This is a genomic window from Campylobacter sp. RM9331 (assembly GCF_020137685.1).
In the GTDB taxonomy this organism is placed as follows: domain Bacteria; phylum Campylobacterota; class Campylobacteria; order Campylobacterales; family Campylobacteraceae; genus Campylobacter_E.
On sequence record NZ_JACGBA010000002.1, the window covers coordinates 95,531 to 109,148 of the forward strand.

The following is a 13,618-nucleotide window of genomic DNA, read 5'->3' on the forward strand; positions in this document are numbered from 1 at the left end:
AACACCTAATTCTAAAGCTTTTGTAAAATTTATAAAACTTATTTTGTGTTACTTAACTAGCATTTTATACTTAATAAGGACTTATTAAAAATCTATGTTTTAAATTCTTTTACTTTTATCTAAGTTAGTTATAAAATTAAAAGATTATTTAGTGGATAAAGTCTTATAGTTTATTTTATAAATTCTTTATCCACTAGAATTTAAATATCAATTTTTTAGCTAATTTTTGATAATTCCTTTATTTTCTCTATAGCTTCATTATTTAAACCAAATCTTCTTGAATATTTATTCACGCAAGAATCATCTAAAAATTCTAAAACTATTTCTTTTGCACTTACATTTTGACTTAAATTTTCTTTAATCAATCTTGTGATTTCTTGCAAAATCTCTGCACTGATATTTAATAAATCAATTTGTATAAATTCTCCTTCAAAGGCTTTTGGGTTTTGCGTGAATTCTTCTTTATTTTCTTTAGAATACTGCCTTCTTGGTTTTGCTATTCTTTTTTCAAATACCACATAACCTAATGAGTTTTTATTCTCACTTGGCTCTTTTATAAGCTCGTTAGTAATTAAGAAAAAATCATCAATAAATACCCCAACTCCATTCTCATCAGCTCTTAAACTAACTTCAAATCCATATAAATTCTCTTCTTTTTCTTTACTAAAAAACTCATTTTCTAGCTTTTTATACACTTCATCATTAAAGCATAAAATATCAAATTCTCCACCTTCATCAACCACTTTAAGCTTAGCAAAGGCTTTATTTTTTTTGCTTACTTTAAATTCTGCTTCAGTTACTATTCCTAAGCAAAAAGCATTGTAATCTCCATAATCAGCCTTGTTAAAATCGCTACTTTTTAAGTATTCAATATTTTGAGTTAGATGAGAAAATCTTTTAATATCGCCCTTAATTTTCTTACCACCCTTTTTGCTAAACACTTCATATCCAAGAGCATTTTTATCATCAGTATTTACACCTATTTCACTAGCATTTACTTCTATTAAGTTATTTAAAAATAAAGTATTTTTTGCATTATCTCTTTTAAGATTTAAAATAAATGCGTAAAGAGATTTTTTGGTTTTTACATCTTGAGCTGCTAGGTTCATTGCTTTATATTTTGATGCTAAAACATCTATTAAATCAGGATTAAAACATAAAATATTAAAATTTGAATAATAATCAAGCGCTTTAATATTTGCATAGCTTTTACCGCTTTTGCTTTGTTTAAAATCAACTTCTTCAATAATTCCTAAGCAAAATGCTTGATATTCCCCATCATCTAAATTCTCAAAATCACTACTTTTATAATGCTCAATTGATTTAATTTCTTTTTTAAACTCATCTAGCGGGTGTGAGCCAAGATATATTCCTAAATATTCTTTATCAAACTCGGCTAATTCTGCTACGCTAAATTCTTCTTGGTTTGTAATATCAATACTACTATGATATTCTGTTTCAAATTGAGAGAATAAACTCTCTTGCAATCTTTTATCATGCTCTTTCTTTGCTTTAAACTCATTAATAATATAATCAATTGCATTTAAAGCACTTTTTCTATTAATCCCAATACATTCAAAACAACCCGTCTTAGCTAAAGCTTCTAAGCCTTTTTTATTCATATAAGCAGCATCAGCCCTTGCAATAAAGTCTTTCATATCGCTAAATGGCTTATCTGCTCTAGCTTTTGCAAGTCCTTCAGCACTAGGAATTCCAAAGCTCTTAATTGAGCCAAGCCCATAGACAATAGCAGCTTTTCCATCTTTTATAGTAACGTTAAATTCCCTTGTGCCATCGTTTATATTAGGTGGTAAAAGCTCTATTCCTAATCTATCTAGCTCATCTTTATATTTTTCTATTTTTTCAACTTTTCCTTCTTCGCTAGTTAGTAATGCTGCCATAAATTCTGTTTCATAATATTTTTTAAGATAAGCAGTCTGAAAGGCTACTAGAGCATAGGCTGCTGAGTGAGATTTGTTAAAGCCGTATTCAGCAAATTTTAAGATAAGCTCCCATAAATCATCAGCCTTTTTCTCATCAAAGCCTTGTTTTATAGCACCTTCTAGGTATTCTCCTTTTAATTTTACCATTTCTTCAAGCTTTTTCTTACCCATAGCACGACGAACCAAATCAGCTCCACCTAAGCTAAATCCACCAATGGTTTGAACTACTTGCATAACTTGCTCTTGATATACAATAACCCCATAAGTTGGCTCTAAAATAGGCTTTAATTCAGGGAAAGCATATACAGCTGGTTTTCTTCCGTGCTTAATATCTATAAAATCATCAACCATTCCACTATCAAGTGGCCCTGGGCGATAAAGTGCTAAAACAGCGATTAAGTCTTCAAAGCAAGTTGGCTTAAGCCTAGCATTTAAATCCTGCATTCCCGAGCTTTCTATTTGGAAAATCCCAAGAGTATTTCCTGTTTGAATTAAATCATAAACGCCTTTATCATTTACATCAATTTTGTTCCAGTCTATATCTATATTATGGCGTTTTTTAATGAGTTTTATAGCATTATCAATAACGGTTAAAGTTTTAAGTCCTAAGAAGTCAAACTTAATCAAATCAACATCTTCAAGATAATCTTTCATATATTGAGTTACTAATGCGTCTGATTTTGGTTGTTTAAATAATGGGGTTTTTTTCCATAATTCTTCGTTTGAAATTACCACTCCAGCAGCGTGCATTCCTGCGTTTCTATTAAGTCCTTCAAGTGCTAATGAATACTCCCAAACTCTAGTTCCAATTTTGCTTTTGCCCCTTACATCATCAGGGTGGCAAACTATATTTTTATACTCTGCACGATTGTCTAAATCTTCAATGAAAGCCTTAATATCAGGGTTTTTTTCGTAAGCATCTTTTAGAGTGATTTTTAGCTCATCAGGGACTAATTTTGCTAAAGTATCAGCATCTTTTATGCGTAAATCACAAACCCTTGCAACATCACGAATAACACCTTTTGCAAGTAATTTGCCAAAGGTAATTACTTGAGCTACGTTATAGCGACCATATTTTTTTACAACATAATCAATTACTTCTTCACGCCTATTTTGACAAAAATCCACATCAATATCAGGCATAGATACACGCTCAGGATTTAAAAAACGCTCAAAAAGTAGATTATAAGGAAGTGGGTCAAGGTCAGTTATTTCTAAACAAAACGATACCAATGAACCTGCGGCAGAGCCCCTACCAGGTCCAACAGGAATACCCATATCCTTAGCAGCTTTTATAAAATCATGAACGATTAGCATATAACCACTAAAACGCATATTTTTAATAATGTTGATTTCAGTTCTTAAACGCTCTTTATAGGTTTCGTGTTTACTCTCATCAATATATACTAAACGCTTATTAAGCCCGTCCCAACAAAGCCTTTCAAACAATACATCATCATTGCTAAAGCTAAACATATCTTGACTAGGCAATTCTAAGCCAATTTTTTCAGCATATTCAAGAGCGAATTTAAAATTTGGTGGAGTAGGGTTTCCTAAGTTTAGCTCTAAATTGCATTTATCAACTATTTCTTGAGTATTTTGCACAACTTCAGGCACATCAAGGAATAATTCGTGCATTTCTTCAGCGCTTTTTACATAGATTTCACTCATTGTATGTCTTAAGCCATTGTCTTTTTTGGCTTCATCACTTTCAGGATCAACCCCTACAATATCTCCTGTGCTAATTGCCATAAAGATATTTTGAGCTTGAGCTCTATCTTTATAAGTATAATGTGAATCGTTTGTAGCTATTACTTTTATGCCTAATTCTCTTCCTAATTTAAGTATATTTGTATCTATATTTAATTGAGAATTTATACCCATTCTCATAATTTCAAGATAAAAATCATCTTTAAAAACTTCTTTATACCAAAGTGCGGCTGCTTTTGCACCTTCATAGCCTTTAGCACCCATATCAGCATTTGTTTTTCCATTGCGACGAACTTCTTTATCATTTAAATGCCAATTAATCTCACCTGCAAGACAAGCAGAGCTACAGATTATACCTTCGCTATATTCTTTTAATAATTTTTTATTAATTCTAGGGCGATAATAAAAACCATCTATATGAGCTCTTGAAGTAAGATACATAAGGTTTTCATAGCCTTTTTGATTTTTAGCAAATAAACATATATGCCAACGGCGATTGGTTGCAGTGCTACTTAAATCATCATCATCGTGCAAATAGCCTTCAAATCCAATAATAGGCTTAATTCCGTGCTTTTTCATACTTTTATAAAAATGAATTGCTCCAAACATAACCCCGTGATCAGTTATTGCACAAGATTTAAAATTTAACTCTTTTAATCTTTTTGCTAATTCATCAATTTTATTTGCGCCATCTAAAAGCGAATATTCTGTATGTAAATGTAAATGTGTAAAATCCATAATTTATCCTTTAGGGCTATTTTAGTCGTTTTATCTAAAGACTTTTTAAACACAAAATCTATTTTAAATTCTTAATATTTTTTATGGAATTTTAAATAATTTTGTATTTAGCTTAAAAGGAATTATTTAAAATATCTAGCATTTTTTTATGATAGGCATTAATTTCTTCTAAATCCCAGCTATTTTTAGAATAGACTTCTAATAATTTTAGACTAATTATTATTTTTTCATTTATGAAATTTTGAAAAATATTTTTCTTTTTATTAAAATCTTTATCGCTAAATTGTGAATTTTCACTATCACTTATTACGGCTAAATTGCCTAAGTCATCAATTTTACTTCTGCTTTGTGGGTAAATATGCTCAACTGAATTAATATCTCTAAAGCGATAATTTGTAATGTAATTTTTATAGTTGTTTTTAAAATCAGCATCTTGCATTAGATAGTATTCATAGCGTTGTAACCAATAAACAATATTTGGATGATTATAATTTAAATCATTAAGATTGTCGTTTTTTGCTAGATTATCATCTAGGTTTTTTAGCTCTTTAAATAAATTTTCATCACTTTTACAAGTTAGTAAAGTTTCTAAATATTCACTAGGATTTCTAGTTACTCTTAAATAATTTAAAAACAATTCAAGCTTAGCATCCTTTAAATCTCCTAAAAGCTTATAATCTTCGTGAGTTTTTCTAACACTTCTTCTATCAAAAATAATTCTATATTCTTTTAAAGCATTTATTATTTTTATAGCATTTTCTTTAGAATGTTCTAATTTATTCCAAGTATTTTCTAAGAATTTGTTTTTGTTAATTTCTATATTATTTGGAAATAAAATCTTAAAAACATATAAAACAAAAGTAGGGTAATCAATAAGGCTTTCGTATATTTTTATATTATTTTCAGAATTTTTGGTATTTAAAATATCATCTATACTAAGAGCTTTGTATTCTGTATTAAAATCAGCTATTTTATCCATTTGCATACATTCATTTAAAATATTTGAATAATAAAAATATTTATCATCATCTTTTAAGAGATTTAGTAAATATGACTTTAAAATATCACTTGGATTTAATTGAATTAAATTGCTATTCATAGTTAAAAAATATTCGCCTAAATTATCATTTAAAATTACTAAATTAATTTTTATATTTTTAAAAAGGTTTTCGTTTAATTTTGACTTATCATTGTCTTTAAAATACTCTTCAAAAGTATTAAAAGCATTGTCTATATTCTCTCCTAAATTATGAAAATCATAATCCCAAATAGCATCTGTTATATCTTCTCTTAAAGGCATTTTAAATCTACATTCATTTTCTAAATACGCAAAATTAAAAGCATTTGCAAATTCCCCTTCAGCTTTTTGCATTTTGTTATTTTCATAGCACATATAAGCACATAAGAAAAATATAGTGCTAAGCCTTTGTTGCCCATCAATTATTATTAATTCATTATTTCTTAAGCTAGTTGTAATTGTGCCTATGAAATATTCTTCGTTTGCATTTAAAATATCATCTAAAAGTGTTCTTATTTGCTCTTTATCCCATTCATATAACCTTTGATAAATCGGTATTACAAGGCTTTGATTTATTTCGCTTATTTTAATGATTTTGCTATTCATAAGAAGCTCCTAAAATACCATAATTTTTAAATTCTTGCTCTAAAAATTCAAGTTGTTTAATACATTGTTTGTAAGGATAATGAGCTATTAAATCATTTAATCTATAAACTAATTCTTCTTCTATATTTGAGCTTAAAATGATTTGGATTATGTATTTTGCATCTTCTTTTAAAGAAGAATAAGAATATTTTGTATCATTATTAATAGCTCTATAATAAGTAATCCTAACTATCATTCTAGCTATTTTATTAAAATCACCATCAGGGAATTTATCAAGATATACAATCAAAACAAAAATAGTATAGTGATATAAATTATTATTTACATATAGTTTTTGGAATTTACTTATAAAATCACTTTTTGCTATTAATTTTGTATTTTCATAGTGCTTTTTTACCCAAGCAAAAAAGCTAACCCCATTAGTAAAACTTGCATTTATATTATTTATATTTAATCCAGCACTAAAAGGAGTGATTTTACAATATTCATCTATGATATTAATATCTTGATAGTTTTTATTATATTCACGCATAGACCCCCTAATCATAGCTATATTTTTTAAAAAATATTGAAAATAATTATTATAAATTACTCCATTATATGTAGGGTGTTCGTGCTTTTTCCCATCTTCAATAAAATCATTATATTTTTTAACATAGTAATTAATTAAATCATTATTGGTATTTAATACCCAATATGCTTTGATTAAATCATAATTTTCTAGCTTTTTGCCCTTAGTATTAATATTATCAAAAAACACAAAAGCTCTTTTTATATCATTCGTGCTAATACAAATAAAATTAGTATTTTTTAATTTATCATAAAAGTTATTATTTTGTTTTAAGTATTTTTGAATGTATTCGTAATTTTGCTTAATTTTTATGTGTGATATTTGATGATAATATTTAGCATTTTCTAAAAACTTATTATTTTTATCTAAAGCCTTTAAAATAAGTTTTATAGTGGTTAGTCTTTGTTGCCCGTCTATTATTTCATAGGTATCATTATTTTTATATAACACGATTGAACCAAGTAATTTTTCATCTTTATTTATACTTTCAATTAATTTTTTAACCTGCTTTAATTCCCATACATAAGGGCGTTGATAATCAGGTATGCTAAGATTTAGTTTGGTTAATTCATCAAAAGTTAATATGATTGAGCTTACATTATCCATAAAAATCCTTTAGATTATAAAATTACAATTTCATTAACTCATTTTTAGCTTTTTCTAAATCATCAAGATTTAATAATAAATCAAATTCCTTAGGTTTTTTATAGACCTTATCATAATAATTGATTAAAAGTATTTTTGCTACACTTTTTAAATCCTTATTATTATAAGCAGTGCTTAGCTCATAAACTAAGGCATTTCCTAAATAAGGCTTTAATCTCTCAAGACAAAAATAAAAAAACTCCGAGCTAATGTTTTGATAATCATTCACACAATTTTGCACTCTAATATCCAAACTAGCTTCGCAAAACACCTTAATACCGCTATTTATTTGCTCGTAAAAATTATTAAATAAAGTTATAGTTCCTATGTTTTTGCTCTCTGCTTCTATGAATACTTTTGCATCTTTTAATGCTTTTAATTCATTTATTAGATTTATATCAAATTGTTGTTGGCTAGGTTGTAAAAACCCACGAGAGCCAAAAGTTGAGCCGAAATGATGGGCTAATTTTTCTAAATCTATTTTATTATCAAGTAATTTTAAAAGCCTTGTTTTACCACAAGCTGTATTTCCTGCTAGGCTTACAAAATTAGGATTTTGATAGCTATTAAGATACGAAATCATCTCGTTTCTAAGTTCTTTAAAACCACCTTCGCATTTATAAACTTTAAATCCAATCTCACTTAAAATATGACCTATCGCACCACTTCGCTGACCACCCCTAGCACAATAAATATATATTTCATCTTTATGTGGGTTTGCTATATTTTGTATTTTTTTAAGATGAATGCTTGTGTTTTTGCAAATAAAACTAGCTCCTAATAATTTTGCGTTAAATTTATTAGTAGCATATTTTGTCCCTACTAATTTATGCTCTTCATTATTTAAGGCAAAAAAGTTTAAGGCTTTTTTTAAATGTGCTTTTTTGTATTCATTTGGACTTCTTGCGTCTATTAAAATATTTTTATTAGTATTTAAAAATTCTTTAGCACTAATTAGCTGCATTGTAGTTTTTAAAGCTCTCTTTTATCTTTAAATATAATTCATCTAGGCTAGTCCCTATAACTCTAGTATCACAAATAGTGGTTATAAAATTAGTATCCTTATGCCATCTTGGTAAGACATGCAAATGCAAGTGTTTTGCAATACCAGCACCCGCTGCATCACCTAAATTAAGTCCGATATTTACTCCTTGTGCATGCAAGGTTGTTCTCATAATATTTTCAGCAAATCTAGATATTTTTGCCATTCTAAGCCAAGTTATCTCATCTAAATCGTTTAAAAACTCAACATGCTTTCTAGGAGTTATTAGAATATGCCCCGGAGAATAAGGGTATTTATTCATTAAAACCCTACATAACTCATCTTCATAAACTAACACTTCACTAACTTCGCAAAAAGGACATAAACTTCTATCTTCTTTAAAATATTTATCACGCCAAGGTGCTTTTAGGTGTTGCATTAAGAATTCCTTTATATTTAGTATTTGGAACATTTTTTAATAATTTATCGTTAGCAATAAAAATATCAAATTGTTTTATGGTAGCTTTAAATAAATCTATATTATTTTTAGCTAAAAACCCTAAGCTAAAACCACAATTTTTTGCAAGATTTAATAAATCATTATTAGCAATTTTATCCAAAACAATCCCATCAGCTCCGTAAATACTAGCTTTGATTAATTCATCTTCGCTTAAGTTTTTTGAATAATAAAATAAATGTTTTTTAACATAACGCCTAGCATAACCTAGCTCATCAAAATCACTGGTAATAAAAGCATCATTTAAATCATTTAAGTCATAGCTAAATTTAATTATTTCATTTTTAAATTCGCTTAAATCTCTTGGATAAAACAGATTAAATCCAAGGCTTTTTATTAGAATTTCTTTGCTTAATTCTTGCATTTATTTATCCTTTGATTATGCAGTTTTATTTCATCTTCATTTAAAACATCTTCGTTTTGTAATACTTTTTGCATAGTTTCTTGTGCGTTTTTGCAATCATTTATTAAATAATATCCCCAAGCTAAAGTGTCAAGAAAATAAGCATTATCAGGTTCTTGTTCTAAAGCTTTTTGTATTAGTTTTATACCTTTTACAATATCAATTTTTTCATCAATTATTGTATAAGCATATATATTTAGCATATTAGGAGCAACGCCACCTTTAGCTACTAATTCATCTAATTTGAAATAATCAAATTCTTTAGGATTATCTAGCATTTCGTATATATATGATTCTATTAAATAACTATTATTATTTTCTTTAATTGCTTTTTGATATAAAAATTCACTAAGTTTTTTATATTCTTTTAAATTAAAATATACTTTATAAGCTAATTCATCATCTAAATTAGCTATTTCATAAAGTTCTTTTTTCTTGTTAAATTCCAATAATTTCTTAGTTATTGTGTATAAAATATCTTTATTATTTGTAAATTCATAAAGCTTCATTCCTAAGCTAAAAATCTCATTAATATCTGAAGAATTATTAAGTTCATAAAGCGCTTCTAATCTATACAACAAAAACAATGAATAATCAGGATTTATAGGCACTAATTTAGTATATTCTTTGATATTTTTATAATCTTTTTCTTTAAATAATTTTAATATTTGTTCTGAATAGCCTTTAGGGTCTAATCTAATCGTTTTCTCCCACATATTAAGAGCTTTTAAAGCATTTAAACGCATTAATAAAAAAGGAGCTAATTCTGTATCTACTTTATTATTTTCTTCTGCGGTTTTATTAAATTCTTCTGTTAGTTTTACTACATCTTTATATTTTTCGTTAGCCATAAGCATTTCAATATATAAATATAATGAGTATAAATTGCTATATTTTTTATAATAATCTTTAGATATTTGTAAGGCTTCTTTTTTTAATCCTTGATTAAACAGCTCCTTACTCATAGCATTAGCTAGTGTAAAATCTTCGTTTTTTGATATGAATTTGTAATATTCTTTTTTTGCTTGTTTATAATTTTTTTGTTCTACTAATTTAACAATATCTAGTTTTTTGATTAAATTATTATCTTTATCAATATCTCTTAAAGTATTTACTGCTTTATCCATATTTAAATTAGCAATAAAACCTTGTTTTATTCCATTTTCTAAATAAGCTTTTAATTTTGTTTCATCATATAATTTTAAATATGATTCGCTAGATAATTTAGCATTATTATTTTCGTTTAACATTGCATTTAAACGCAAATCATCAATACTATCAGCAAAAGTAATACTAGCTAATAAGATTAGTATTAATTTACTCCAATACATTCTTTTTTAAGCTCCTTTAGGTTATTTTTAAAATATTCCCAAAACGGAAATGTTCTACATTGCATAGGTCTTGCTTCATATACTCCACAATTTTTATTAATTTCATCAAAAAATATACAAGCAAAACCATTGTTATATGGTTTTTCAATTAGGCTAAACCTAACGCCTACTTTAATGCAATATTTATTAACAAAATCATTAAAAGTTGTATTTTTTATCTTAGCTAATTGCATAATTTCATCGCTAGTTAAAAATATATAACCATTCTCACCCGTGCAACACTTACCGCCACACTCACTGCATTTACTTTCATCAAATGAATATGAGTAATCTTTATTGTAAATCATAACTTTGAACCTTGATATTTTGATAAATTGAATTAAATTCTTTTGTTGTGCCATTGCTATCGTTACATATTAAAGGTGGCAAAATCAGCACATCGCTTTTGCTTAATTTTCTTGCTTTAATTAATACTAAATTTGATGGTTTTTCGGCTTTTGTGTGAATAAATCTTATTATTTCGCATTTTAAATTCGTATTTTTTAAGGTTTCAAATATTAAATCAATTTTTTTAGCATCATAACAAAAATATAAAAAACCTTTTGGTTTTAATAATTTATCAGCACTTTTTAGCAATATTTCAAGTGGCAAAAAATCAATATGTCTTGAAATATTTAAATGCTTATTTTGTGCTTGCATTTTAGAATAAAATGGTGGATTAGAGATTATAAAATCATAATAATTATAAACTTTATAATCTTTAATATCACCTAAAATTACTTTATAATCAAGATTATTTTTTTCATAATTTTTTTTGCATAGTTTTACATTTTCTTCTTGAATATCAATTGCATCTATTTTTATATTTTTATTTTCGCTTAATAATAGGCTTAAAATTCCACTTCCAGCACCAATATCAAGTCCTATTCCTTTAAGCTTATCTTTATTTATAAAATCATATAAAATTATGCTATCACTATTGTAGCGATAGCCGTTTTTATATTGATAAATTATCATTTATAAACTCTTAAAATAAAGCCTTTTTTATTGTCTTTTGAGTATTCAGGCTCTAAACTTGAGCTAATTAGTGCATTAGGAATTTTTGATTTTATATAACTTGCAGCACTTTTTGTTCTATCTTTTGATAATCCAAAATTAGCTAAGCGAGTTAATCTTTGCACTTCTTTGCTAGCCATATGAACTCCATCAATAGCACTTAAACTCTTAAAGCCACTATCATCAATTATAGGAGTTATCTCATATAAATAATTTTGATTATATTTTGCTAAGAATTTATCAAGTTCAAGCGAGCAAGTTTTACTAAGTCCAATTACTCCTGATTTTATATCATCACAAACAAAAGTATCTTGTAGTTTTAAACTATTTGTATTTAACGAACTTCCTTTTTGAGCTAATTCAAGTTTTTTTTCTAATTCTTGAATTTTTTCTTTTTTTGCTATTAGTTCGCTATTTTCTTGATTATAGTTATTTAAAGTTTTGATATTTATTTCATTTAGTTGTTTTAATAGCTTATCTTTTTCTTCTTCTAAGGCTAAAACTCTTTCAGAATTTGTATCCTTACTAATAGTTAATTTTAGTTGTTCAATTTCATCTAAAAGTGTTTTGTTTTCTTGTTTTGCTTTATTATTATCTAGTTCTTTAGCCGCATATTCTTCTTTTAAAGCAATATATTTTACATTTAGCTCATCATAAGCTTTTGAACTTTCGTAAAGTTTATTATTTAAGTCTTTAACATCATTTTGTTTATTACTTAAGCTATCGTTTTTATAGTTTAAAAACTCATTATTAATTTTATTTAATTGCGTGGTTAATTCTATTTTTTCTTTTTGTAAATTATCTAATTTTGTTTTTAAATCCATATTATTTGCACTACTTGCTTTTAATTGCTCATCAATTTTTTGAAGTTTTGCTATTGTTTCACTTAAATCTTTTTCTTTTTTCTTTGAGTCTAATTCTAGTTCTTTATTTTTTAGTTGCATATCTTTTAATGCTATTTCATTTTTTGTATTTTTATCTTGTAATTTAGCATTAGATTCATTAACTTTATTTAGCTCTTTTGTAAGATTATCAAGTGAATTTTGGCTTTTATCACTTAAATCCTTAATCACTTTAGTTTGTTCGTTTTTAGATTTTTCAAGTTCTAGTTTTGCTTGAAAAACTTCATTTTTTAATTCATCTCTTTGTTTTTCAATATTTTTTAAATTATCTAATTTTTGTTCCAAATCATTTTTAACTTGATTTAGTTTTAATATTGAAGTTTTGGCATCATCTAATTTTGCTTGGAGATTTTTATTATCCAAATTAAGCTTTACAAAATCAGAATTATTATTACTTTTTAATTCATCATTTAGCTTGCTTGCTGCTTTTATTTCTTTACTTAATTCAAGATTTTTTAAGTTAAGTTCATTATTTACTTTACTTAATTCAGCATTTACACTTTCTAAATTCCCTAGATTTTTTACTCTTTGTTTTAAAATATCATTTTCTTTAACCACATCTGTGTAATTTTTTTGATTTGCTATGATTTTTGCATTTGCTTTATCTAATTCATCTTGCAATTTTCTTGCTAAATTATCGTGTTCAAATTCGTCCATTTGTTTTTGATTACTAAGAGTTCCTAGTAAAGAATTTAGATTTTTAACAGCGTTTTCTTTATCATTTAAGCTTAATTTTAAACTATCATTTTCGCTTTTATAATTTGCTAAATCTTCATTTAGCTTATCTATCATTTGCTGATATGAATTTTTGCTATTTTCATTTACTAATAAACTTTCGTTATTTAAACGATGAACTAATTCATTATTCTTAGTTTCTAATTGTTCGTTTTGTATTTTTAATTTTTCAATTTCTTGATATAGATTTTCTATTTCATTGGCTTTGGTATTGCTATTTTTTAAGCTTTCTATTTGCTTTGTAAGCTTTACAATTCTATCATTTAATATCTTATAGTTTTGTTCTTCAAGTTTTGGCAATTGCACTTGTTTTGTTTGTTGTTTTTGCTCTATTTTTACTTGTGGTTTTATTGGTGTTTGGTTTGTTTTTGTGTCTTTAGATGGAATTACAAAATAAATTCCACCTAAAATAACAGCACAAGCACCTAAGCTATATAGTGTTAAATTCTTCTTAGCCAAGC

At 26.4% G+C, this 13,618-nt stretch carries 9 protein-coding genes and 1 pseudogene; all 10 read right to left on the reverse strand.

Going from position 1 to position 13,618, the window contains the following annotated elements; all coding sequences use genetic code 11:
• Positions 1-1,013: 1,013 nt before the first annotated feature.
• Positions 1,014-4,394: pseudogene (dnaE, locus tag AVBRAN9331_RS01460) on the reverse strand (DNA polymerase III subunit alpha); the annotation flags it as partial.
• A gap of 109 nt (positions 4,395-4,503) precedes the next feature.
• On the reverse strand, positions 4,504-6,015 hold the full coding sequence (locus AVBRAN9331_RS01465; protein ID WP_336612275.1) for a DUF262 domain-containing protein: 1,512 nt from the start codon (positions 6,013-6,015) through the stop codon (positions 4,504-4,506).
• Positions 6,008-7,192 (reverse strand): DUF262 domain-containing protein, encoded by a 1,185-nt coding sequence (locus AVBRAN9331_RS01470; protein ID WP_336612276.1) that lies wholly within the window; start codon positions 7,190-7,192, stop codon positions 6,008-6,010. The genes AVBRAN9331_RS01465 and AVBRAN9331_RS01470 overlap by 8 nt, the downstream gene beginning before the upstream one ends.
• Positions 7,193-7,214: 22 nt before the next feature.
• Positions 7,215-8,195, reverse strand: coding sequence for a tRNA 2-selenouridine(34) synthase MnmH (gene mnmH, locus AVBRAN9331_RS01475; protein ID WP_336612277.1), 981 nt, complete (start codon positions 8,193-8,195; stop codon positions 7,215-7,217).
• Positions 8,182-8,652, reverse strand: a complete 471-nt coding sequence (locus AVBRAN9331_RS01480; protein ID WP_336612278.1) for an HIT family protein — start codon at positions 8,650-8,652, stop codon at positions 8,182-8,184. The genes mnmH and AVBRAN9331_RS01480 overlap by 14 nt, the downstream gene beginning before the upstream one ends.
• Positions 8,624-9,094: a hypothetical protein gene (locus tag AVBRAN9331_RS01485; protein ID WP_214116683.1), complete on the reverse strand. Its 471-nt coding sequence runs from the start codon at positions 9,092-9,094 to the stop codon at positions 8,624-8,626. Before AVBRAN9331_RS01485 ends, AVBRAN9331_RS01480 begins: the two co-directional genes overlap by 29 nt.
• The gene (locus AVBRAN9331_RS01490; protein ID WP_336612279.1) at positions 9,082-10,464 is read right to left on the reverse strand and encodes a hypothetical protein; all 1,383 of its coding nucleotides are present in this window, start codon (positions 10,462-10,464) and stop codon (positions 9,082-9,084) included. Before AVBRAN9331_RS01490 ends, AVBRAN9331_RS01485 begins: the two co-directional genes overlap by 13 nt.
• Complete coding sequence (locus AVBRAN9331_RS01495; protein ID WP_336612280.1) at positions 10,446-10,811, reverse strand: YkgJ family cysteine cluster protein; 366 nt, start codon at positions 10,809-10,811, stop codon at positions 10,446-10,448. The genes AVBRAN9331_RS01490 and AVBRAN9331_RS01495 overlap by 19 nt, the downstream gene beginning before the upstream one ends.
• Positions 10,798-11,481, reverse strand: a complete 684-nt coding sequence (locus AVBRAN9331_RS01500) for a tRNA1(Val) (adenine(37)-N6)-methyltransferase (protein ID WP_214120057.1) — start codon at positions 11,479-11,481, stop codon at positions 10,798-10,800. The genes AVBRAN9331_RS01495 and AVBRAN9331_RS01500 overlap by 14 nt, the downstream gene beginning before the upstream one ends.
• Complete coding sequence (locus AVBRAN9331_RS01505; RefSeq protein ID WP_214116691.1) at positions 11,478-13,616, reverse strand: hypothetical protein; 2,139 nt, start codon at positions 13,614-13,616, stop codon at positions 11,478-11,480. Before AVBRAN9331_RS01505 ends, AVBRAN9331_RS01500 begins: the two co-directional genes overlap by 4 nt.
• Between the last annotated feature and the right edge of the window lie 2 nt (positions 13,617-13,618).